This window comes from Nocardia arseniciresistens, from assembly GCF_046764875.1.
GTDB classification, from domain to species: Bacteria; Actinomycetota; Actinomycetes; order Mycobacteriales; family Mycobacteriaceae; genus Nocardia; species Nocardia arseniciresistens.
In genome coordinates, this window is record NZ_JBKORD010000003.1 from 427,520 (window position 1) to 450,740 (window position 23,221).

The 23,221-nt window shown below is 65.5% G+C and carries 20 protein-coding genes and 1 tRNA gene; 13 read left to right on the forward strand and 8 right to left on the reverse strand.

Going from position 1 to position 23,221, the window contains the following annotated elements:
* Positions 1-12 precede the first annotated feature (12 nt).
* Positions 13-3,231, reverse strand: coding sequence for a fused isobutyryl-CoA mutase/GTPase IcmF (gene icmF, locus ACLMAJ_RS07535; protein WP_412012786.1), 3,219 nt, complete (start codon positions 3,229-3,231; stop codon positions 13-15).
* A gap of 344 nt (positions 3,232-3,575) precedes the next feature.
* On the opposite strand from icmF, the gene ACLMAJ_RS07540 reads away from it, so the two are divergent.
* The 4 genes from ACLMAJ_RS07540 to ACLMAJ_RS07555 all read left to right on the forward strand — a co-directional run bounded on the left by ACLMAJ_RS07540 (position 3,576) and on the right by ACLMAJ_RS07555 (position 7,998).
* Positions 3,576-4,637 carry a hypothetical protein gene (locus ACLMAJ_RS07540; RefSeq protein ID WP_412012787.1) on the forward strand — a complete coding sequence of 354 codons (1,062 nt, stop codon included), beginning with the start codon at positions 3,576-3,578 and terminating at the stop codon, positions 4,635-4,637.
* Positions 4,634-5,689 (forward strand): hypothetical protein, encoded by a 1,056-nt coding sequence (locus ACLMAJ_RS07545; protein WP_412012788.1) that lies wholly within the window; start codon positions 4,634-4,636, stop codon positions 5,687-5,689. The genes ACLMAJ_RS07540 and ACLMAJ_RS07545 overlap by 4 nt, the downstream gene beginning before the upstream one ends.
* 297 nt (positions 5,690-5,986) lie before the next feature.
* Entirely contained in the window at positions 5,987-6,883 is an 897-nt protein-coding gene (locus ACLMAJ_RS07550) for a hypothetical protein (RefSeq protein ID WP_412012789.1), read from the forward strand.
* A 101-nt stretch (positions 6,884-6,984) separates the two neighbouring features.
* Positions 6,985-7,998, forward strand: coding sequence for a hypothetical protein (locus ACLMAJ_RS07555; protein WP_412012790.1), 1,014 nt, complete (start codon positions 6,985-6,987; stop codon positions 7,996-7,998).
* On the opposite strand, the gene ACLMAJ_RS07560 is transcribed toward ACLMAJ_RS07555, so the two are convergent.
* Positions 7,920-8,969, reverse strand: coding sequence for an alpha/beta hydrolase (locus tag ACLMAJ_RS07560; protein WP_412012791.1), 1,050 nt, complete (start codon positions 8,967-8,969; stop codon positions 7,920-7,922). The two genes, ACLMAJ_RS07555 and ACLMAJ_RS07560, sit on opposite strands and share 79 nt — an antisense overlap.
* A 75-nt stretch (positions 8,970-9,044) precedes the next feature.
* On the opposite strand from ACLMAJ_RS07560, the gene ACLMAJ_RS07565 reads away from it, so the two are divergent.
* Positions 9,045-9,815: an AraC family transcriptional regulator gene (locus tag ACLMAJ_RS07565; protein WP_412012792.1), complete on the forward strand. Its 771-nt coding sequence runs from the start codon at positions 9,045-9,047 to the stop codon at positions 9,813-9,815.
* A gap of 20 nt (positions 9,816-9,835) precedes the next feature.
* Here the strand turns inward: ACLMAJ_RS07565 and ACLMAJ_RS07570 are convergent, their stop codons facing one another.
* Entirely contained in the window at positions 9,836-10,177 is a 342-nt protein-coding gene (locus ACLMAJ_RS07570) for a recombinase family protein (protein ID WP_412012793.1), read from the reverse strand.
* Positions 10,178-10,986: 809 nt separating this feature from the next.
* Between ACLMAJ_RS07570 and ACLMAJ_RS07575 the strand changes: the two genes are divergently transcribed.
* Together ACLMAJ_RS07575 and ACLMAJ_RS07580 are read left to right on the forward strand one after the other, a co-directional pair.
* On the forward strand, positions 10,987-11,514 hold the full coding sequence (locus ACLMAJ_RS07575) for a DUF6879 family protein (protein WP_412012794.1): 528 nt from the start codon (positions 10,987-10,989) through the stop codon (positions 11,512-11,514).
* Positions 11,511-12,356 (forward strand): helix-turn-helix domain-containing protein, encoded by an 846-nt coding sequence (locus ACLMAJ_RS07580; protein ID WP_412012795.1) that lies wholly within the window; start codon positions 11,511-11,513, stop codon positions 12,354-12,356. Before ACLMAJ_RS07575 ends, ACLMAJ_RS07580 begins: the two co-directional genes overlap by 4 nt.
* Before the next feature lie 105 nt (positions 12,357-12,461).
* Here ACLMAJ_RS07580 and ACLMAJ_RS07585 read toward each other — a convergent pair whose 3' ends face one another.
* The gene (locus ACLMAJ_RS07585) at positions 12,462-12,803 is read right to left on the reverse strand and encodes a hypothetical protein (RefSeq protein ID WP_412012796.1); all 342 of its coding nucleotides are present in this window, start codon (positions 12,801-12,803) and stop codon (positions 12,462-12,464) included.
* A 301-nt stretch (positions 12,804-13,104) separates the two neighbouring features.
* Between ACLMAJ_RS07585 and ACLMAJ_RS07590 the strand changes: the two genes are divergently transcribed.
* The 5 genes from ACLMAJ_RS07590 to ACLMAJ_RS07610 are packed head-to-tail and all read left to right on the forward strand — an operon-like array spanning position 13,105 to position 18,538.
* Positions 13,105-14,604, forward strand: coding sequence for a CoA-acylating methylmalonate-semialdehyde dehydrogenase (locus tag ACLMAJ_RS07590; protein WP_412012797.1), 1,500 nt, complete (start codon positions 13,105-13,107; stop codon positions 14,602-14,604).
* A gap of 4 nt (positions 14,605-14,608) precedes the next feature.
* Positions 14,609-15,748 (forward strand): acyl-CoA dehydrogenase family protein, encoded by a 1,140-nt coding sequence (locus ACLMAJ_RS07595; RefSeq protein ID WP_412012798.1) that lies wholly within the window; start codon positions 14,609-14,611, stop codon positions 15,746-15,748.
* Positions 15,745-16,818, forward strand: coding sequence for an enoyl-CoA hydratase/isomerase family protein (locus ACLMAJ_RS07600; protein WP_412012799.1), 1,074 nt, complete (start codon positions 15,745-15,747; stop codon positions 16,816-16,818). The genes ACLMAJ_RS07595 and ACLMAJ_RS07600 overlap by 4 nt, the downstream gene beginning before the upstream one ends.
* On the forward strand, positions 16,815-17,711 hold the full coding sequence (mmsB, locus tag ACLMAJ_RS07605; protein ID WP_412012800.1) for a 3-hydroxyisobutyrate dehydrogenase: 897 nt from the start codon (positions 16,815-16,817) through the stop codon (positions 17,709-17,711). The genes ACLMAJ_RS07600 and mmsB overlap by 4 nt, the downstream gene beginning before the upstream one ends.
* A gap of 2 nt (positions 17,712-17,713) precedes the next feature.
* Positions 17,714-18,538: an enoyl-CoA hydratase gene (locus ACLMAJ_RS07610; RefSeq protein ID WP_412012801.1), complete on the forward strand. Its 825-nt coding sequence runs from the start codon at positions 17,714-17,716 to the stop codon at positions 18,536-18,538.
* Between the two features lie 2 nt (positions 18,539-18,540).
* On the opposite strand, the gene ACLMAJ_RS07615 is transcribed toward ACLMAJ_RS07610, so the two are convergent.
* Positions 18,541-19,599 (reverse strand): Hsp70 family protein, encoded by a 1,059-nt coding sequence (locus ACLMAJ_RS07615; RefSeq protein WP_412012802.1) that lies wholly within the window; start codon positions 19,597-19,599, stop codon positions 18,541-18,543.
* Positions 19,600-19,727: 128 nt separating this feature from the next.
* Complete coding sequence (locus tag ACLMAJ_RS07620) at positions 19,728-20,276, reverse strand: MarR family winged helix-turn-helix transcriptional regulator (RefSeq protein WP_412012803.1); 549 nt, start codon at positions 20,274-20,276, stop codon at positions 19,728-19,730.
* 138 nt (positions 20,277-20,414) lie between these two features.
* Between ACLMAJ_RS07620 and ACLMAJ_RS07625 the strand changes: the two genes are divergently transcribed.
* Positions 20,415-20,486, forward strand: a tRNA-Cys gene (locus tag ACLMAJ_RS07625).
* A 72-nt stretch (positions 20,487-20,558) separates the two neighbouring features.
* Here the strand turns inward: ACLMAJ_RS07625 and ACLMAJ_RS07630 are convergent.
* The gene (locus ACLMAJ_RS07630) at positions 20,559-21,614 is read right to left on the reverse strand and encodes an ABC transporter ATP-binding protein (RefSeq protein ID WP_412012804.1); all 1,056 of its coding nucleotides are present in this window, start codon (positions 21,612-21,614) and stop codon (positions 20,559-20,561) included.
* The gene (locus ACLMAJ_RS07635) at positions 21,611-23,197 is read right to left on the reverse strand and encodes an ABC transporter permease (protein ID WP_412012805.1); all 1,587 of its coding nucleotides are present in this window, start codon (positions 23,195-23,197) and stop codon (positions 21,611-21,613) included. The genes ACLMAJ_RS07630 and ACLMAJ_RS07635 overlap by 4 nt, the downstream gene beginning before the upstream one ends.
* Between the last annotated feature and the right edge of the window lie 24 nt (positions 23,198-23,221).

Sequence of the window (23,221 nt, forward strand, 5' to 3'; positions counted from 1 at the left end):
CTGTGTGCGGGTTCAGACGTTGCGGCGGTACTGACCGCCGACGGTGAAGAAGGTGTCGGTGATCTGTTGCAGCGTGCAGACCCTGGCCGCGTCCATCAGGACATCGAAGATGTTGCCGTCGGTGCGGGCCACGGCGTCCAGGCGGGCAAGGGCGTCGTGGGCCTCGTCGCGATGGCGGTGCTGGAATTCGCGGACGCGGTCGAGCTGGGACTTCTTTTCCGTCTCGGTACCGCGGGCCAGTACGAGTTCACGGTGCGGTTCGCCGTTCGGGTTGCGGAAGGTGTTGACACCGACGATCGGGAGCGAGCCGTCGTGCTTGCGGCGCTCGTAGAGCATGGATTCGTCCTGGATACGGCCGCGCTGGTAGCCGGTCTCCATGGCGCCGAGCACACCGCCGCGCTCGCTGATCCGCTCGAACTCCGTCAGCACCGCCTCTTCGACCAGTTCGGTGAGCTCGTCGATGATGAAGCTGCCCTGGAGTGGGTTTTCATTCATCGCGAGGCCCCACTCGCGGTTGATGATCAACTGGATCGCCAGCGCGCGACGCACCGATTCCTCGGTGGGGGTGGTGACCGCCTCGTCGTAGGCGTTGGTGTGCAGGCTGTTGCAGTTGTCGTAGATGGCGATGAGAGCCTGCAGCGTGGTGCGGATGTCGTTGAAGTTCATCTCCTGCGCGTGCAGTGACCGGCCGGAGGTCTGAATGTGGTACTTCAGCCTTTGCGAGCGGTCGTCGGCGCCGTACTTGTCGCGCATGGCCACAGCCCAAATGCGCCGTGCGACACGGCCGATCACCGAATACTCCGGGTCCATGCCATTGGAGAAGAAGAACGACAGGTTCGGCGCGAACTCGTCGATCCGCATGCCGCGCGCGAGATAGGACTCCACATAGGTGAAACCGTTGGCGAGGGTGAAGGCCAGCTGGCTGATGGGGTTCGCGCCCGCCTCGGCGATGTGATAGCCGGAGATCGAGACCGAGTAGAAGTTGCGAACTTCGTTGCGCACGAACCACTCCTGAATATCGGCCATCATGCGCAGGCTGAATTCGGTGGAGAAGATGCAGGTGTTCTGGCCCTGGTCTTCTTTGAGGATGTCGGCCTGCACCGTGCCGCGCACCGTGGCGAGCGTCTCGGCCCGGATGTCGGCGGCCTCGGCCGCGCTGGGTCGGCGGCCCTCGGTGGTCGAGAACCGTTCCAGTGCTTGGTCGATCGCGGTATTGAGGAAGAAGGCGAGGATGGTCGGTGCGGGTCCGTTGATGGTCATCGACACCGAGGTGGTCGGTGCGGTGAGATCGAATCCGTCGTACAGGGCCCGCATATCGTCGACAGAGGCAATCGACACCCCAGAGGTGCCGACCTTGCCGTAGACGTCGGGGCGTTCGTCGGGATCGCGACCGTAGAGAGTCACCGAGTCGAATGCGGTGGAAAGCCTTGTCGCCTCGGCATGTTCGGAAAGTACCTTGAACCGCTGGTTGGTGCGGAACGGATCGCCCTCGCCCGCGAACATCCGGGCCGGATCCTCGTTGTCGCGTTTGAATGCGAACACACCCGCGGTGAACGGGAAGCGGCCGGGCAGGTTCTCCGATCGCAGGAAGCGCAGCAGCTCACCGTGATCGGTGTAGCGCGGCAGTGCTACCCGCGCAATGCTGCTGCCCGACAGTGATTCCCGGCGTAGCGGAGTATGGATCTCGCGATCACGCACCCGCACCACCTGCTCCGCGCCCCGATAGCTCTCGGCGGTCGCGGGCCAGTCGGCGAGCAGTGCCGCGTTCTCGGTACTCAGTTCCGAGCGCGCGCGATCGAGCAATTCGGCCACCGGCATGTTGTCGGGGAGTTCCGCGAGTACCTGCTCGACGCGCTGAACTCGCTGCGCCGCAGCCATCTGCTGCGCGGTGTCGGCATGGTAGGTGCGCACCGTCTCGGCGATCTCGGCGAGGTAGCGCACCCGGGCGGGCGGGATGATCTGGGCAAATCGGGTGGAAGCCCGGGTCTGGACCTTGGGTAGCGCGCCGGGTTCCAGCCGCAGGCCGTGCTCGCCGAGTTGTCCCATCAGATGCTGGTACAGCGCGGTCACGCCATCGTCGTTGAAAGTCGCCGCGCTGGTGCCGAATACCGGCATATCCTCCGGACTCGATCCGAACGCCTCGCGATTGCGCAGCAGCTGGCGCGATACATCGCGCAGCGCGTCGGCGCCGCCGCGGCGCTCGAACTTGTTGACCGCTACCACATCCGCGAAATCCAGCATGTCGATCTTCTCGAGTTGGGAGGCCGCACCGAATTCCGGTGTCATCACATACATCGACACGTCCACGTGGTCGACCATCGCCGCGTCGCCCTGACCGATGCCCGGTGTTTCCAGAATCACCAGGTCGTATCCGGCGGCTCGGCAGGCCGCGATGATGACGTCGATGTTCTGCGGCAGTTCGTGATTGCCGCGCGTGGCCAGTGACCGGAAGAAGATGTGGTCGCCGTCCAGGGCGTTCATTCGGATGCGGTCACCCAGCAGTGCGCCACCGCCGCGGCGTCGGGTCGGATCGACGGCGAGGATCGCGACGCGGACCTTGTCCTGCTGATCCGAGCGCAGTCGACGCACCAATTCATCGGTGAGAGACGACTTTCCGGAGCCGCCGGTGCCGGTGATACCCAGTACCGGCACCGACCGCGCGGCCGCCGCCGCGGTCAGAGTTTCACGGTCGACGGGGGAGAGGGTGTCCTGTTGCAGACAGGTGATGACCCTGGCCAGCGCTGTTCGTTCGCCCGCGAGCACCGCATCGATCGACCGCGGATCGGTCGACAGATCGACATCGCACGTGCGGATCAGTTCGTTGATCATGCCCGGCAGACCGAGTCGCTGTCCGTCCTCCGGCGAGAAGATCGTGACGCCGGATTCGGCCAGGCGGGCGATCTCCTCGGCGACGATCACGCCGCCGCCACCGCCGTAGATCCGCACATGCCCGGCCCCGGCCTCGCGTAGCGCGGCGGCCAGATACTCGAAGTACTCGATGTGCCCGCCCTGGTAGGAGCTGACCGCGACACCCTGCACGTCTTCCTCGACCACCGCGGCGACGACCTCGTGTACCGCCCGGTTGTGGCCGAGATGAATCACCTCGGCGCCCTGCGATTGCAGGATGCGCCGCATGATGTTGATCGCCGCGTCGTGCCCGTCGAACAGGGCGGCGGACGTCACGAATCGGACGGGGTTGGTCGGCGTGTGAAGCGCGGTGCTCTCGGCCACGGTGGTCCTCCGTCGGGTTCTTTTGGCGCCCGATACTAGGACGTCAAACTAATCCTACGGTGATGGCGGTCACAGTGCCAGACAAACTCCGCGTAGCGCCGTGTGTGTCGGTCGTGCGGGTACTGAGCCGGGCCGAGACCGGAAGTGCTGCGGCAGAGGCCGATCCGTCGGGAGGTCGACGATGTGTGCAAGGGGGGCCGATGAGCGTCGGCGGGACGTTTTCCTCAGAGGTTCGGTTCACCGTGACCGCAATCGGCGACATTCGGTCCCGCTCGAGTTCCGATGGGGGGAGCTGCGCCGGAGAAACCGGGCCTTTCCCGCATCGAATTCGAAGGACGAAACCCATGGGACGGACAACATATCGGCTCACCGCCGCGCTCGCCGCCCTCGGCCTTTCGGCGGTCGCGGCACCGTTCGCGCACGCGGATCCGGCACCGCTCAACGGCCTGTTCGCGCTCGCTCCCGGTGTCTGCGCGAACGGCTCGGTATCGGGCAGCTTCTTTCGGATGATCCTGCCGACCGGTGACGCGGGCGGCCCCTACCTACAGAACAGCGACTCACGGTGCAGCGATCAGACTGTCACCCCGCTCTCCGCGGGTAGCGACGGCGGCCTTGTCAGCGGCAGCTATCAGCCGCAGCCCGCGGCGGCATTCGACGGCGCGGGCAACGCGCAGTCCGGGCGGGTGACCACCCCCGTCCGTTTCTATGGCGTCGACTTCGCGACCGCGACCAATCCCTCCGACCCGCAGACCGGCGGCGGCACCGGTGTTCCGCAGCTGTTCACCGACGGCGGGACGCTATCCGGAGACCTGAGCAGCCTGGGCGTGACCTGGAACAATCAGGTATTCAACCAGGGCTCGCCCAAACCCGGCGGCGGCCTCCCCGGCAAGACCAGCCCGATCAGCGGCAGCATCGACGGTGCCGGGAATTTCGTCATCGAATGGACCAGCCAGATCGTCGGCGGGCCGTTCAACAACTTCACCGGGCTGTGGCACTTGGCGGGTCGGTACCGTGGTGCGGTTCCACAAGTCGCACCGGCAGCGGCGCAGGTGCCCGTGCCGGGTGCTGTCGCGCCAGGTTCGGGTGCTGTTGGTTCGGGGCCGGACGTTTCGGGCGCCGTGGGTTCGGCACCGGGTGCTTCTGGGTCGGCTGCTTCGGGACCGGGCATTCCGGCACCGGGTTCGCCGTCCGTCGCTTCGGACGGTGATGCAGCGCGGCCGGGTGCTGGTGCGGTGCCACCGAATGGTTCGGCCGCCCCCGATCCCGTCCTCGCCACCGAGACGATCGAAGTTCGACTCGGACAACGCACTCCGCCGTGGCTGGTGCCGGGGCTGCTCGTGCTTGCCGTGGCGGCCACGGGTGTGTTCTTCAATGCCGAACGCATCGCAGGCTGGAAACGAACATGACGGTGTCGCGGACCTCCGGACTGCCCGCCTATGCGGACTACGTCTCGTATCGCGAGCCACCGCCGCCTGCTCCGGCGTCGCGGTGGCCGTTTGTCGTGCTCATCGTGATCGGCGCGCTGCTGGTCATCGCGCCGATCGGGACGGGCATGTTCCCGAGGGCGGTCAAGGGGGAGGCGATGATCGGCGCATTCGCGCCCTACGTGAGGTCCTCGAGCATCGCTGACTACCGCACCGATCTCCAGGTGCTCGACGACGCGAGAACCAACGTGCTCGCGCTCCAGTCGGCGGGTCAAGAACCGGCGCGCTCCGAGCGCATCGAGCAATTCGTCCGCGACTACCCCAGCATTCGATCGGACATGTCCGAGATGATCGATGCGATCGACACCAACCGGGACAACTACGAAAAACTCTCCGCGATACCGCCGTTCGGCACGTTGCCATGGTTGCTCGCGTTGCCCGGCCTGGTGCTGATCGGCGCAGGAGTGCTCGGTTTCCGGCGGGCCCGGTCAGGCAATAGGGCTCCGGTGTGGCGCTCGACCGCAGCGCTCGCCGGATTCGCGCTGATCACCGTCCCTGTCCTCGGCGGAGTGTTCCCGGCCGCACCGGCGGCGCAACCGCTCATCGACGGATTCCGGCCGATCCTCACCCACGACGAAGTACGAAAAGTCCAGGGCTACTTTGTAACTCTTGTCGCCGCCGACGGCGAGCTGAACAGCAAGTACACCGCCGCAGTCCGCGCCGCCCACCCAGGGGCAGACCTACCGGGCATCGCCGCACTCGAAACCCGCTGGCAGCCGATGACTTCACGCTTCGCCGCCCTCATCGGCGCCATGAACGACAACGTCACTAACTTCGATGCCGTAGTCGCACTGAACAATTCGACGAACCCACTCGGATTCACCGCCTTTCGCGGTATGGGTTGGTTCTTCCTTTTGCCGGGCATCGCGGTCCTCGCCGTGGCCGTAGCTGGAGTCCGCGCACCAACACGGCGCGAACCTGGCCGAGCGAACACGCAGACGGATTCGAACAGTCAGGAAGGTGCGTCGAAATGACCGCACAGCATTGGAACTCCACCGACTCGGATCGGCCCGATACGAGTTGGTTCACCGTATTCCTCGACAGGATCGAGCGCTGGTGCGAGATGAGTGCAGGCACCTGCCTCACCGTGGAATCGCCGATCGTCGCCGCATCGATGCGAGATGCCGTGGTTACGGCCGCAGTTGGATCCGGTTGGCCGAGGCAGCCTTCCAGGTTGAGAGGTGATGCGCGGTGAGTGTTGGAACCTTCCTGGCTGCGCAGTCGCGGTTCGGATCCAGTGTGCCTGGAAGTCGAGCGGGAGGTGTCCGGAGATGAAGGCGCGCAAGATAATCGCGGTGGCCGTGCTTGCGCTGCTTGCGATGGTGCTGCCCGGATGCTCGACGGATGACGGCGGTGCGCCTGCGTCCAGCGGACCGGAGCCGCTGGTCGGACTGCTGCGGCTCGCGCCGGGTGCGGTCGTGGGGGACGCGGTGAGCGGCACGTGGTTTCGTATGGTCCAGCCTGGTGGCACGCCGGAGAAGGGGCCATATATGCCCAATGGCGATTCGCCTGCGCAGGGTGGGTCGACTACCTTGCTCGAGCCTGGCACCGCGGGCGGTCTGCGCATCGGTGGGTATCAGAGTGAGCCGAAGCCGGGGTTCGCACAGGGAAATTCGCTGTCTGCGTCGATTACCGAGCCGACCAGATTCTTCGCCGTGGAGTTCGGTATCTCCACCAATCCGGTCGATCCGCAGACGCAGCGGCAAGTACCACCGCCGACTGTGGTGCGCGACGGCGACAAGTTGACTGCGGACCTGTCCTCCTGGGCGGCATCGTGGAATGACCAGGAGTTCAACCAGGGGGCGCCGAAGCCGCCGGAGAAGCAGGGCACGCAGGTCGCAGGTGCGGAGCAGGTCCAGCAGGTCTGGGACTGGGTTGCCGAGCAGTGGTTCGACCGGCCGAAATCCGATGCCGCGCAGGGACCTTCCGCGACAGGAAGCTATGACCCGGGCACCCACGAGTTCACGTTGCAGTGGACCAGCCTGATCGTCGGCGGGCCATTCAACAGCTTTACCGGTGTATGGCATCTGGAGGGTGTCTTCGAACCTGACGCGGCGGCCTCGAATCGCCCGGCCGCACCCGCACCGCCTGCGCCGATACCACCTTCGGCTCCGACACCGCCTGCGCCGATACCACCCGCGGCACCGTCGCCGCCCGCCGCTCGATGACCGCCGGTGGCAGCGACGTCGCCTGGCGCGCGGACGTCGCTTGTCGCGCCGATACCGCCTGCCGTAACGACGAATTCCACATGAGTAAGGAGTACGGCCCGATGAATTCCCGCACGACGACCAGACCGGTCCTCGCCGGTGTCATCCGCGCGGTGGCCGCGTTGACCGTGATCAGCAGTGCCGTCGCGGTCACTGTGCTGACCGTCGAACAGGACGACGAGGTTGCCACCGCGGTGATTACGCAGGAGCACGCCGCCGCGCAGTCGATCGAGCCAGGTCAGGCCTCGGCAGACCAAGCACCGGCGGTTGTCCGGGCTCCGGTGTCCGGTGGCGCACCGCAGACAGCTCCTACCGTGCCACCGGCATCGGGCGGTGCGGGCCCTGCCGTATCAGTGCCGCTGGGCGGTACCGGTATCCCCGCATCCTCGGCGATCAACCCGGACGCCTCCGCGGCGCAGGGAGCGGCGGCATCTGGCGCGGGTGGGGCAGTGCCTGGAACGGGCGTGGCATCGCCCGGCCGATCGACCTTGCTGGGCACTGACGCCTCCGCGTCCCCTGGTGCATCAGCTCCGAACGGCTCGATCCCGCTGGGCGCCGGTGCACCCGGCGCCGCCGACCCGTTCGCCGCCGTACCCGCGGCAACCCAGCCCGCGTGCCCACTCGGCTGGCCCGCCCCGAAGCAGCAAGGCGGTCTGGCCTCCCTCATCGGACTGGCACCGCTCGCCGGTCCATTTTCCTCAGAAGCTTTCGCGCTCGGCTCTGTCTATCAACCGATTCTGCAACTGGCAGGCCCGGTCCTCGCCGAGATCGCCCCGATCATTACGCAATATCAGCCGCTGCTCGATCCGTTCATCTCGCAGGTTCAGGGCGTCGAAGCCGTTGTGCTGCACGCAATTCTGCCGTACTACGGACCGTACCGGGATCAGCTGATCAGCGCGGAGGGCGACTTCGCGAAGGCGATCGCCCCGATCCTCACTCGCGCCTACAACAGCGAGATCGCCTCCTGCTTGGTGGCCTGGCAGGGCCAGCTCATCGATCAAGCCAAGGGCGGCCCGATCAAGGTGGCATCGCTCGCGCACCCCGGCACGGTGGTGGAGCTGCGCGAAGAACCGTGAGACTGCGGCCCGGTCGCACGCAGGTGGTCGCGCAGGTAGGCGAGGATCTCGGCGCGTGCGGGACGGGCCGCGGGGACCAGGCCCGGCATGCTCAGGAAGGCATGCACGGCTTCGGGGTAGCGGGTCAGCGTCGCTTCGACTCCCGCCTGTCGCAGGCGGTCGGCGTAGGCCGGAGCCTGGTCTTCCAGTGGATCCAGACCCGCGGATTGGATGAGGGCAGGGGCGAGTCCCGCGAGGTTGTCGGTCTGCAACGGTGAAATCACACGGGGGTCGAACGATGCAGGCACCGCGATGCGTCGCACGGCGCGGCAATTGGCCGGTGTTGCGGTTGGGCTGTCCGCGTTCTCGGTGAACGAGGGGTACTGGAAGGCGTGGTCGGTCCAGTCGAGCTGCGGATTGATCAGCACCTGGGCGCGCACCGACAATCCGAGTTCGTCCGCCCTGATCGCGGTGAGAGCCGCGAGCGAAGCTCCCGCGCTGGAACCGAGCATGGCGATCCGAGTGGAATCGGCTCCCCACTCCGCGGCCAGCTCGATCAGGCGCGATACGGCGGCATAGGCGTCCTCGACGGGTGCGGGTATGGGGTGCTCAGGTGCCAGCCGATAGTCGACCGAGGCGACCACGGCCGGGCAGTTGGCCGCCAGGTGACTGAGGAGCCAGTCGTCCTGGTCCGCGGCTCCGCCGATGAATCCGCCGCCGTGGAACGCGACGATCAGTGGCAGCGCCGAACCTCCCCGCTCGGGCCGGTACACGCGGACGTTCAGCTGACGCCCCGGGAGATCGAGTGCGTGTGAGGTGATTCGTGCGCCACGATCGGCCGATCCGGTGACGAGTCCGCCGAGCGCGGACCGGCGCTTGCGGTTCTGTGCTTCGCGTACTGCGATGACCTGGTCCGGGGTGATCGAATCCCAGTCGGGCTGGGTCGTGAGTGCGTCCAGGATCCGGACGCGCAGTGGGATCTTTCCTCGCATGATGGGGCCCTCCCGGCTCGTTGTGCTCCTCGTCGGCCGCCGTGTTCCGGGCCGCGTACCGATACCCTGGCAGGTGTGACCGCGGGTGCGCTTTCGGAAATATGCGGTCCGGCACGATCGCCGGTGGTGTGGCTGCGGCCGGGGCACGTCGGCTACATCGGGCCGGAACTCGGCGTCGACCCGCATTCCACCTCCGTCGCGGTGCTCAGCGTTGGCCTGGACGGACCGTTCGTCCTGGAGACCGCCGCACACGGAGAGATCCGCACCGGCAGCTCGTTCGCGCCGGCCCGCGCGGTGCACCGCGTCAACGCCCCCGGTCGGTGGATCCTGCTGCTGTTCGTCGATCTCGCAAGCGCGCCCGCCGTAGCGATCGCGCAGGAGATGACGACTACCACCGGGCCGTACGGTCTCGGCCATCGACGGGAAGCGGAGCTCGTCGAGCAGTGTCGTGGACACGACGTGGATCCGGAACAAATCTTCGCTACTGCGATCACCGGTCCCGCACCGGCCACCGATCCGCGAATCGAGTGGGTCACCGCCGAAATCCGCCGGAACCCGAATCGCACGTTCCGCGCCGAAACGACCGCCGCCGAACTGGACCTGTCCACCTCCCACTTCCTCCGCCTATTCGCCCAGCAATGTGGCACCACATTCCGCCGCTATCAGCAGTGGGCCCGCATCATCCACACACTCCGGGACGCCGCGACGGGCCACGATCTCACCCGAAGCGCGACCGACGCCGGTTTCGCCACACCGTCCCACTTCAGCGAAACCTTCCACCACACATTCGGACTGTCCGCCACCGCGCTGCTGCGCAGCGGTATCCGCTTTGATCTCGGAACATAATCTGCGCCTTGATGTTTCGTTCATGCGTTGTCCACGTGCAAGCCGAGGATCGGTAAAGGCCATCTCGCGTAGGTGTTCTCCGGCGAAACCGTAACCACGTCGCACGCCTGCACCAATGGATCCGGTATCGAGCCGTCGAAATGCTCGGCGCTCGGCACAATCACCGCGTCGGCATCCACGGCTCGAATGACGTTCAGCAGACGACACTCTGGACGGTCGGTCTCGCGTCCGAAAACCACGGTCTTGGCGAGGTCGTACCCGAGTCGCTTTGCGACACTACGAATCTGAATCTCATCCCACTCCTGTGCGATGCCGGAGACATCGCGGCGGAGGTATCCGATCGCGGTCGGCCGTGCCCTCATTGTTTCGCCTCGTTCGTGCTGTCGGCTCGATGCGACAGAAAATTCCGGTAAGGCGGCGCGCTGAGCACCGCTCGGCCACGACCCGTTATTCGCCACTCGATCGGGCTTGTGCGAGAGCCGGTAGCAAGCCCGATATACGAATGCGAACCCAGTATGGCCCGCACGGTCGATGCGGCGAAACCTGTTCTGCTGCACAGTTGATTCACCGTCAGTGCCTTGGTAGGTGGCAGTCCCGCCAGTGCGGCCAAGACCTTCGCCTGTGTCTCGGTAAGTGACACGGTTACTCCCTGGTATCGGTGTTGGTTGGCAGCTCGGGACCGGGTTGACCGGCACCGACCCCAAGCGCCGTCCATGACGCTAAGGATCAGCACTCAGCGTGGTCTACGGACTTGCCACTACTTGCCGTGATGAACCGAATCAACGTCGGAACATGCCGACTCGAGGGAACATCAATGCAGTGCCTGCCGAACGCGGCACTCAGTGAGAGAGGATCGCGACCATGCGCATACATTTCCTCGGTAAGGGCGGCTCGGATCGGAGCGGATGCCCGTCCCTGTACGCCACCGACCAGGGCAGTTACCTCATTCAGGGATGGAGGACCGACCGACCTGAAATCATTGAAATCCCGCACCTGCTACTTGGTTTCGCTGAGCAGGGTACGTTCGTCGGTGCATCCATGACGGACACAGGACGCGGTACTTTCACCCTCGGGGGTCGACCGATTGCCGATCCCGAAACGCTCGGCAAACTGGACTTGGCCGAGGATGAGACGGCCATCGAAACCCCAAAGACGGAGAGGACGTTTTACGGTGCAACTGCGGCAAGGCGACCCCTGGCCTGACCTGTTCCGTAAATGCCAGCGTGAAGCGTTCCATCTCGAGGTCAAGGACTCGTATGCGGAGCCGTACGAGTCCGAGCCGCTTCGCCGATTTCTGGACGGTGAGCCTGAGCTACCCGATCCGTCGCCGGAATGGCGAGCTCTTGTGCGCGAGACTGCTGCGCGGGGCGTCGTGATGAGTCGGGTTCGTGTGGTTACGATCCCGCTCACCGATTACCAGCGGTGGCTACTGTCGGTGACCCATTACAACGTTGACGCAGGTGATGATATTCGTTATGTGCCAAGGGATCTCGTCGCCGACGAGGTTCCACATGACGACTGGTGGTTGTTCGATGGGCAACTGGTGGTGTTCAACGTATCCGACGAGGATGGCAAGCCCGCAGACCCGGTCAGTACTACCGACCCCGGGATTGCGGAATACTGTCGAACCGTGAAACAACGGCTTTGGGAGTTTGCAACACCGTTCGTAGAGTTCAGCATCGTGCACGCCAGGCCGTGACCGATAGCGTCCACGAAGCACGGGAATCGCTGGGGCAACGACTCCGTGAGATTCGCCGACACGCTGGATTGACAGCGCGCCAGCTCGCCTCCATAGCGGGCTGGCACGAGTCGAAGGTTTCTCGATTCGAGCGCGGCATCAGGAGTCCATCGGTAGCCGACCTGCGAACCTACTGTGAGCACGCCGACGCGAACGATCAACTTGCTGACCTGATTGCGACGCTGAACAATGTCGACGTCGCCTATATCGAATGGCGGCGCATACTCAGTTCGGGCACCAAACGGCGGCAACAAGTCTCGGTGAAGCTTGCCGAAAAGGCGACGCTGACGCGGATGTACCAGCCGACCATCGTCCCAGGAATCCTGCAAACAGCAGAGTATGCCGAAGCGATCCTGCGGGATGTGGTCGAATTCGAAAATGTACCCGACGACGTGGACGAAGGTGTAGCCCAGCGGCTACAACGGCAGCAGTTCCTCTACAAGGGCAAACGCAAGTTCCAGATCGTCATCGCTGAGCAAGTCCTGTCAACCACGGTGGGCGACGACGGTGTAATGGCCGGGCAGTTGGACAGGCTACTTGCGGTAACGGGGTTGCCGCGTGTGGCCTTCGGAATCATCCCGGCTCGTGCTCTGCCGCCGCTGACGGCCCCTAACTTCATTATGTTCGATGACCGTGTGGTGATGGTTGAGGGCATCAGTGCCGAACAGACGATCACGCAGCCACGTGAGGTTGCGGCCTATGCGCGAACCTTCGAGAGGCTTGCCAGGCAATCGGTCTCCGGTGAATCGGCCCGCGCGCTGATCAGGGCCGAATTGGAGCAACGGCGAGCGGCTGACCAGTAATGGCAATACGCCGCAGAGTGGCGCTCTTGATCTTCAATGGCGAATTCGCGATCGAGCGTTTAATGCGGCGTCCGGATCGCCTGAGTGCGTCGCAATGCCGACGGTTCAGGCGCAGACGCGGTTGAGTTCGTCGGTGGCGGAATCCAGGTCGGTGATGTTCTCATCGACCAACGCGTTGGCGTAGCCGGTGATCGCGTCCTTTTCCTCGCCGACGGCCAGGACCGCTATGCCCGACAACCTTTCGGACAATGCTTGCTGGGTGGCATCGTCGAGGGAGTCGCCGCTGATGTCGATCGCGGCGTTGATGAGCTCGATGGCCTTGGCGCAGGTGGGGGACTTCGCCTGTGCGGGCGCGGCGGGCAGGACCTGGATGGCGACGGCCGCGGTCGCGGTCAGCAGGGCAGCGGAGAAGAGCTTGATCATGACGTCCTCGAGTAGCTTCAACATGAAGGTCTGCGACTCGCCCGAGCGGGACCTGTCGACGTCAAACCGTACCTGGTCACTGCCCGATATGCCCGGTCCGGCTACCCGGCTCGGGTCGGACGTACGCCCGGATTTCGACGTGACACCTCGAACCTCGGGCGGCGCTCAGAGCGTTGACCTGGGTGTTTCGGCCTGACCTCGGCCTTCCAATAGTGGCGTATGCCACATCTCTGTCGACGCGATGGATTTACTTGGACATCCAACTATAGGATGACCATAAATCTAGCGCGGGATTCCGCGCTCCCGTCGACCCCTGAGGACTGGCATGGTTCGCGAGCTCACACACTTCATCGGCGGAAAGCACGTCACCGGCACCTCCGGCAAGTTCGGCGATGTCTTCGATCCGAATATCGGCGAGGTGCAGGCGCGGGTGCCGCTGGCGAGTAAGTCGGAGGTCGAGGCGGTTGTCGCGAATGCCGCCGAGGCGCAGTTGGTGTGGGCCGCGTTCAATCCGCAGAAGCGGGCGCGGGTGTTGATGAGGTTCCTGAGTCTGGTGCAGGACGAGATGGATTCGTTGGCCGCGCTGCTGTCGAGCGAGCACGGCAAGACCATTCCGGACGCCAAAGGCGACATCCAGCGCGGCCTCGAGGTGATCGAGTTCGCCACCGGTATTCCGCACCTGCTCAAGGGCGAGTACACCGAGGGCGCTGGTACCGGTATCGACGTTTATTCGATGCGCCAGCCGCTCGGTGTCGTCGCGGGCATCACCCCGTTCAACTTCCCGGCCATGATCCCGTTGTGGAAGGCCGGTCCGGCGCTCGCGTGCGGAAACGCGTTCATACTCAAGCCTTCCGAGCGTGATCCGTCGGTGCCGCTGCGGCTGGCCGAGCTGTTCCTCGAGGCTGGGCTGCCCGCCGGTGTGTTCAACGTGGTCAACGGCGATAAGGAAGCCGTCGACGCGTTGTTGCACGACTCGAGGGTCAAGGCTGTCGGTTTCGTCGGTTCCACGCCGATCGCGCAATATATCTACGAGACCGCGACCGCGAATGGCAAGCGCGCGCAGTGCTTCGGTGGCGCGAAGAACCACGCGATCGTGATGCCCGACGCCGACCTCGACGATGTCGCCGACCAATTGATCGGCGCCGGTTACGGTTCCGCGGGCGAACGCTGCATGGCCATCTCGGTCGCCGTGCCGGTCGGCGAGGAGACCGCGGATCGGCTGGTCGCCAAGCTCACCGAGCGCGTGCACAAGCTCAATATCGGTCGCTCCGACGACCCCGGCGCCGACCTCGGCCCGCTGGTCGGACAGGACGGTGTGAATCGGGTGAACAGCTACGTCGAGATCGGCATCGAAGAGGGAGCGGAGCTGGTCGTCGACGGTCGTGGTCTGACCGTGGAAGGCGGCGAGAACGGCTACTTCGTCGGCGCGACCCTGTTCGACAAGGTCACTCCGGAGATGCGGATCTACCAGGAAGAGATCTTCGGCCCGGTGGTGACCGTGGTGCGCGCCAAGGACTACGAAGAGGGTCTGCGCCTGGCCAACGAGCACGAATACGGCAATGGCGTAGCGATTTTCACCCGCGACGGTGACACCGCGCGTGACTTCTCCGCCCGTGTCCAGGTCGGCATGGTCGGCATCAATGTCCCGATCCCGGTCCCGATCGCCTACTACACCTTCGGCGGCTGGAAGCGCTCCGGCTTCGGCGACCTGAACCAGCACGGCCCGGACTCGATCCGCTTCTACACCAAGACCAAGACGGTGACGCAGCGTTGGCCCTCCGGTCTCAAGGAGAGCAACGCCTTCGTGATCCCGACGATGGACTGAGGCCATGTTCACACTCGACGACGACGAACGGGCGATCAGCGACACTGCCCGCTCCTTTGCCGACGAGCTACTCGCCCCGAACGCCCTCGAATGGGATGAGCAGAAACACTTCCCGGTCGATGTGGTGCGCAAGGCCGGCTCGCTCGGCATGGGCGGCATCTACGTGAGTGAGGAGGTGGGTGGCTCGGGCCTGCGCAGGCTCGACGCCGTGCGCATCTTCGAGCAGTTGTCCACCGGCTGCCCGTCCATCGCGGCCTACATCTCCATCCACAACATGGTCGCGTGGATGATCGACAGCTACGGCAACGAGCAGCAGCGCAACCACTGGCTGCCCCGGCTCACCTCGATGGAATGGCTCGGCAGCTACGCGCTGACCGAGCCGGGCGTCGGATCCGACGCGGCGGCCTTGAGCACCAAGGCGGTTCGCGACGGCGAGGACTACTTGCTCACGGGGGTCAAGCAATTCATCTCCGGCGCGGGCAGCACCGACGTGTATGTGGTGATGGCGCGCACCGGGGATTCGGGTGCCAGCGGTATCTCGGCCTTCATCGTCGCCGCGGACACACCGGGAATCTCCTTCGGCGCCAACGAGAGAAAGATGGGCTGGAACGCGCAGCCCACCCGCCAGGTGATCCTGGACAACGTCAGGGTGCCCGCCGCGAACCGGCTCGGCATGGAGGGCAACGGTTTTCGGATCGCGATGAACGGGCTCAACGGCGGACGGGTGAACATCGCCGCCTGCTCGCTCGGCGGAGGTCAAGCGGCGCTGGACAAGACGGTCGCCTACATGGGCCAGCGCAAGGCATTCGGCGCCCGACTGCTGGATAACACGGCATTGCAGTTCGAGCTCGCCGATATGCGCACCTCGTTGGAGGCCGCGCGCACCCTGCTGTGGCGGGCCGCGGCCGCCTTGGACGCGGACGCCGACGACAAAGTCGAGTTGTGCGCCATGGCGAAGCGATTCGCGACCGATGCCGGTTTCGAGGTGGCCAACAAGGCGCTTCAACTGCACGGTGGCTACGGCTACCTGGCCGAATACGGTATCGAGAAGCTCGTCCGCGATCTGCGGGTGCATCAAATTCTCGAGGGAACCAACGAAATCATGCGGGTGGTTGTCGCCCGCGCGGTGGTAGGAGCGGCATGACCGAAACTGAACCCGACATCCTGATCGACAAGCGCGACGGCCTCGGCCTGATCACGCTGAACCGGCCCAAAGCTATCAACGCACTCAATCATGAGATGGCGCTTGCCATGTTGCGCGCATTGCGGGAGTGGGCCGAGGACGACGAGGTACGCACTGTCGTCGTCACCGGCGCGGGGGAGCGCGGGCTGTGCGCGGGTGGCGATATCGTCGCCATCCACCATGACGCGAAGGCAGGCGGCGACGCTGAGACCAGCGCGACGGCCGCCTTCTGGCGCGACGAATACCTTCTCAACGCGTTGATCGGCCGCTACGCCAAGCCCTACGTCGTCGTCATGGACGGCATCGTCATGGGCGGCGGCGTCGGCATTTCCGGACACGGCAGCCATCGCATCGTCACCGAACGCTCCAAGATCGGCATGCCAGAGGTCGGCATCGGCTTCATCCCCGACGTGGGCGGCACCTACCTGCTTGCCCGCACCCCTGGCGAGATCGGCACGCACGTCGCGCTGACAACCGCGCGGATGGGCGCGGGCGATGCCATCGCCACCGGCTTCGCCGATTACTACGTGCCCTCGGAAAGTATTCCGGCACTGCTGGAGACGCTGCGCTCGGAGACCGCGGAGATCGCGATCGCCAAATTCGCCACCGAAGCACCGGAATCCGAGTTGGTTGCCGATCAGGACTGGATCGACGCCTGCTACAGCGCGGATTCGGTCGAGGAGATCGTCGCCCGCTTACAGGCGAGCGATTCGCCGACCGCGGCCAAGGCGGCCGCCGATGTACTCGGCAAATCGCCTGTAGCACTGAAGGTTACGTTGCGCTCACTGCGATACGCCCGCAGTGCGACGAGCCTCGAAGCGGTGCTGAACGAGGAATACCGGGTATCGGTCGCGTCGCTGGCATCGCATGATCTGGTCGAGGGCATCCGCGCACAGGTCATCGACAAAGACCGCGACCCACAGTGGTCGCCTGCGACGCTCGCCGATGTCACCGCGGCGCAGATCGACGCGTACTTCGCCGAATTGGGCGAGTACGAACTGGGTTCGACGATTCCGGAGGGTCAGCAGTGAGTAAAAAGATCGGCTTCCTCGGCCTCGGCCATATGGGCGGTCCCATGGCCGCCAACCTCGTGCGGGCGGGCCACGACGTCGTCGCCTTCGACCCGGTCCCCACCGCGCAGGCACAGGCCCGCCGAGACGGCGCCACCGTGGTGGATACTGCCGCAGCGGCCGCCGCCGACCGTGATGTCGTGATCACCATGCTGCCCAACGGCAAGCTGGTCCTCGAGGTCTACGCGGATCTGCTCCCGGCCGCCGCACCCGGCACGCTGTTCATCGATTCCTCGACCATCGACGTCGCCGACGCCAAAGCCGCCGCCGCACTCGCCGTCGGCGCGGGCCACCGCGCGCTCGACGCCCCGGTCTCCGGCGGTGTCGCGGGCGCGGCGGCAGGCACGCTGACCTTTATGGTCGGCGGCAGCGCCGAGGATTTCGCCGACGCGCTTGCGCTGTTGGAGGTCATGGGCGGCAAGGTCGTGCACTGCGGTGGCCCCGGCGTCGGCCAGGCCGCCAAGGTCTGCAACAACATGCTGCTCGGCATCTCGATGATCGGCTTGTCCGAGGCTCTGGTACTCGGCGAAAAACTGGGCCTGAGCCACCAGTCGTTCTTCGACGTCGTCTCCACCGCCTCGGGCCAGAGTTGGGCACTGACCAGCTACTGTCCGGTCCCCGGCCCGGTCCCCACCAGCCCCGCCAACAACGACTACCAGCCCGGTTTCGCCACCGCCCTGATGACCAAGGACCTGGGCCTCGCCGCGAACGCCTTGCGCGACAACGGCGTCGACGGACAGCTCGGCACGCTGGCGGCCGAGATCTACACCCGGTTCAACCAGGTCGAGGCCGGGAAGGACTTCTCGGCTATCGTCACCGATATCCGTAATCGATCCGACCAAGAGGGTGCCTGAAAATGGATGCATCGCGAAGCGATTCTGTGGGGGGTGACGGCCGGGTGCAAGGGCCGGACTTCGAGACGATTCTGCTGGAGCGCAAGGGCCGAGTCGGCTGGATCACGCTGAACCGTCCGAAGGCGCTCAATGCGCTGAATGCGCAGGTTCTCGACGATGTCATCAGGGCGCTCGACGAGTTGGAGCGCGACGACGAGATCGGTGCGGTAGTTATCACCGGCTCGGAGCGGGCTTTCGCGGCGGGTGCCGACATCAAGGAGATGCAGCCCAAGTCGTACATGGACATGTTCATGAACGACTACTTCGCGCGCTGGGATCGGCTGGCCGCGTTCCGCAAGCCCACCATCGCCGCTGTCGCGGGGTATGCGCTCGGTGGTGGTTGTGAGCTGGCCATGATCTGCGACATCCTGCTCGCCGCCGACAATGCCAAGTTCGGCCAGCCGGAGATCAAGCTCGGCGTCATCCCGGGCATCGGTGGTTCGCAGCGCCTGACCCGCGCGGTCGGCAAAGCCAAGGCTATGGACCTGGTGCTCACCGGACGCAACATGGATGCCGAAGAAGCCGAGCGTGCTGGCCTGGTCTCCCGCATCGTGCCCGCCGCCGACCTGCTCACCACCGCACTCGAGGTCGCCGAAACCATCGCCTCGATGTCGTTGCCGGTCACCATGATCGCCAAGGAATCCGTAAACCGATCCTTCGAAACCACTCTCGCCGAGGGGTTGCGCTTCGAACGCCGAGTCTTCCACTCGCTCTTCGCGATCGAGGACCAGAAGGAAGGCATGTCGGCCTTCGTCGAAAAGCGGCCCGCGAAGTTCACCAACCGCTGAGCTCAGCGGAAAGGCGCTGCCGGAATGCCCGCGACCTCTACGGGAGTCGGCGCGGTCCCCCCGCCGGGTGACTGCGCCGAATTCTTGTTCACGGCAAGCAATCCGGCGATGGTCGCGCCGAGTGCTGCGGTGACCGCTACCGCGGCGATGAGTTTTCTGCGGCCGATGGTGCCGGAGGTGAGGCTGGGCAGGGTTGCGCCCGTTCGGATTCGGGCCATGCGAAGGTCGCCTTTGGGGCGTTCGGCGGCCAGTAGAACGGCGCCCCGGGCAGAGACATATTCGGGTTCGGAGTCGTAGAGGATCGGGAGGTCGGTCATCTCGCCGAGCACGTCGCGGATGTTCGGGTTGCGGGTGCAGCCGCCGAGCAGGACCATCGCCTCGGGCTGGACACCGGTTTCCTCGATGAGCTGGCGGACGAACGATGCCGAATGATGGATACTCGCCGCGCACAGTTCGGCGAGGTCACTGCGGGTGACAACGGCACGGCCGCCAGTGGTGGGGTCCATCGCGGTGATCACCCGGGTGCTGCTCAGGGCTTCGCGATGCCTGCGGCTGGTCAGTTTGTCAGTGAGTACGCTGCCGCGGGCCAATTGCCAGCGCAGCAGTGCGTCGTAGCCGTCACCACCGAGCACCGTGCTGCGTTTGCTGGACAGGATGGTGTCGGTCCGGCAGTCGGCGTGGGTGATGGTCAGGCCGGAGCTGCCGAGGTCGTAGAGGATCACCGAACCGGAGTCGGGAAGCAGACCGGTGAAGCGCAGATACCGCAGCTGGGCAAGTGGTTCGTCGATGATGGTGAGCCTGATGCGGCCTGCGGTGGCACGGATGGAATCGGCGTGCAGTGGGCAGCGGCAGGTTACGGCGGTTCCGGTGATCAGCTCGTCGCGTCGTTCCGCGGAACCGCTCATCTGGCGAATTGCCTCGAAAACGGGTTCGTCGACGCCGCCACCGGCGCGTCGCGGCACTTGGCAGCGATCGATCGGGGGGAGATGTGGCTGATCGGAATGTGTCAGCATCGCGCGCGCGCCTCCAGCGCCCGCTGATACCCCCAAGACCAGCACCATGGCTCTATGGTGAACCTTTTCCGCGCCGCTGCCAAGGCGACATGGCTGGGAATTCGCTAGTTGGATGCCGGACCGTTACGGGGCGTTCGTCCAGTTGAGCTATCGACCGACCAGTTCGCCCGCGAACGTCAGTGATCGTTCGCCGTCCAGCGGGCCGGTTCGCCGCCGGTGTCGAAATCGCCCGCGGCATGGCGGAACTCCGCGAGCAACTGCAACAGCGTGTGCAGTCGATCCGGCGCGAGGCCGGGAAGCGCGAACACCTTCGCGTTGAGTTGCTCGGTCGCCTTGGCGACCAATTCTCTTCCGGCGTCAGTGATTTCGATCAGCGTTGCGCGTCGATCGCTGGGGTGTGGCACCCGCTCGACAAGCTGCGCAGCCTCCAGTCGATCGACGGTATTGGTGACGCTCGTCGGGTGCACTTGCAGGCGCGCGCTCGCCTTGGCCATCGGCAGTCCGCCGGTTTTGCTGAAGTTCAACAGCATCAGAAGTTCGTAGCGCGAGAAGGTCAAACCGGTCGGTTTCAATGCTTCGTCGACCCGTGCCATCACGATTTGCTGGGCCCGCACGAGAGAGGTCACGGCGGCCATACCGTCGGCGACATCACCCCAGCCGTGGCCGACCCACTGACGATGGGCCTCCTCGATCGGGTCGAGCGGAAGTGGGCGTGGCCGAGACATGATCTCGATCATTCCATGCGGGCGGCCGCCATCCCGCCACATCCGGCAGGGGCTCGGCGCTCGCGGCGCCGGGAGTTGGAATCAGCTCGAGCTCAAGGGTGTGCGGGCCCGACCCGAAACGGCACTATTCAATGCGAGGCGGGCGTGGCTGAGTGGTTGAGGCAACGGTCTGCAAAGCCGTTTACGCGGGTTCAATTCCCGCCGCTCGCTCTGAGCAGTCAGGGTGCTGCCTGGGTGCTCGGCTCGGTGAACGCCATCACCGAGCCGAGCTTCTCTCCCGGTTCAGGATTCCACTGGCTCGTAGGCAACCGCCGCGCCGAGCACATCGAGGCGAACACGCTGGCCCTTGGTCGGCGCCGCGACACTCGCTCGGCGCACCCGCACCGGGTCGGTGTCACCGTCCAATGCGATGGTCAGCATCACGTCGGCTCCGCGGAACTCCACCTCATCCACCACGCCGCTGCTCTGTTCGGTATCCGAAACCACGTGGGCCACAAGCTGTTCCGGGCGAATCATGATGGTCACCGGGCCGGACGGCGCGGACTTCTGCACCGGGACACGCCCGAGCACGCACTTGGCGACCTCCGCGTCGACGATCGCGTCGAGCAATAGGTAGTCACCGAGAAAGCGCGCGGTGAACAGGTCGGTAGGCGCGCCGTAGACCTGCTCGGGCGCGCCGACCTGGGTGAACCGGCCCTCTCGCATCACCGCGACCTGCTCGGCGAAGCAGAGCGCCTCTTCCTGATCGTGGGTGACCAGGATGCTCGTCATGCCCGCCGCGCGCAGTGTCTCGGCCACGGCCTGCCTGGTGGTGACTCGTAGGCCCGCGTCCAGCGCACTGAACGGTTCGTCGAGCAGCATCACCTTGGGCTTGCGGGCCAGCGCTCGGGCCAGCGCGACACGCTGCTGCTGACCGCCGGAGAGCTGGTGCGGCCTGCGGTCGGCGTAGGACGGGTCGAGCGACACCATCTCCAGCAGTTCGCCGACCCGGTGCTTGCTGCCGCGCAACCCGCGCAACCCGCTGCGCAGGCCGTACGCGATGTTCTGGCCGACGGTCAGATGCGGAAACAGTGCGCCGTCTTGCGCGACATATCCAATATTGCGTCGCTGGGGCGGCACTGAGAATCGTTCACGGGCAACGGTTTCCGAGCCGATGGACACCGATCCGGCATCCGGTGACTCGAAACCCGCGATCACACGGAGCAGGGTCGTCTTGCCGCAGCCGGACGAGCCGACCACCGCGGTAGAACTGCCGTCGGGAACCTCCAGGGTGATTCCACCGAGAACCTGGGTGTGGCCGAACGTCTTCGCGACGTCGTCCACGAAAAGTCGGCTCATACTCCCGCCGCCTTCCTGGATTGGGTGAACAGCAGATACGTCACCGGGACCGCGGCGACGATCATGATCAGTGCGTAGGGCGCGGCGGCCGCATAGTCCAATTCGCCCGACAGCGACCAGAAACGCATGGCGAGTGTCCGAGTTCCGCTGGGCGCCAAGAGCAATGTCGCGGTCAGCTCGGTCGCGACGGCCACGAACACGAGCGCGCCCGCGGACGCGGCGGCAGGTGCGGTGAGCCGCAACGTCACTCGCAGGAAGGTGACAACACCGGACTGCCCGAGCGAGCGAGACACTTCCTCCAGTCCGATCGGCACCTGTGCCAATCCGGCCCGCACGCTGACCAGCGCCCGAGGCAAGAACATCAGCACGTACGCGGCCACCACCATGGCCACGGTCTGATAGAGCGGCGGTGCCCACCGGATGGTGACTGTCACCATGGCAAGCGCGATCACGATACCGGGCAGCGAACTGGTGATGTAGTTGGCGCCCTCGATGATTCGGGCGAACGCGGAGGTGGAGCGGACCGCGATCCAGGCCACCGGGAACGCGCAGAGGGTGGTGATCAGGGCGGCCATCGCGGCGAGTGCGACGGTCTGCCCGAGCGCCTGGGTGATTTCGCCGAGATCCCACACCTTCGCACCGCCGAGGCGCAGCCAGCGCCCGATCGTCCACAGCGGCACTCCGAGCGCGCCAACGGTGACCGCTGTTAGCGCGGCGAGCACCGGAATTGTGCCGAGTCCCAGTCGAACCCGAGTCGCGGCGCGCGGTGCTCCGCTGCCGATCCTCGCGTAGCGCGCATTACCGCGTGCGCCCGCCTCTCCGGCGAGCAATACCAGGCAGCACAGCACGAGCACACCGGCGAGCATGCTGCCCGCCGGACCGGCGAAACTGGATTGGTACTGCTCGAAAATCGCGGTGGTGAAGGTATCGAACCTGACCATCACGAAAGCGCCGTATTCGGCGAGCAGGTGCAGCGAAATCAACAGCCCGCCACCGAGAATCGCCAGCCGCAATTGCGGAAGCACAATGCGCAGGAACACGGCGACCGGGCCGGAACCCAGCGCACGCGCGGATTCCTCCACCGATGGATCCAGGCGGCGCAGTGTCGCCGCCGCGGGCAGATACACCAGGGGAAAATAGGACATGGTCGAGATGACGACACCGGCCGACAGTCCGTGCATCGTCGGGAAAACGCTGACCCAGCCGTAGCTGTTCACGAATGCGGGCACGGCGAGGGGTGCGGCGAGTACCGGACCCCACCATGCCGCGCCCGGTACCGCCGTGCGCTCGACCACCCAGGCGAGTCCGACGCCGAGCACCACACAGATCGGCACGGTGCAGACCACCAGTCCGGCCGTATTGCGCAGCAGCTCACCGACTCTGGGCCGGAATACCAACTGCGCGGCCTGATCGAGGCCGGTGGAGAAGATCGTCGACACGATGTAACCGAGCGGCACGAACGTCGCCGCGACAAGTAGCACGGCGACGGTCGCGACGAGAGGCCCTGGTCTGCCGACCCGGGACGCAACGACAGCGGTCCGAACAGCCACGGTTAGGCGTACCTCCGCCTTCGCTCCGGCCATGCGCAGCTCGAGGACGGGCGACGC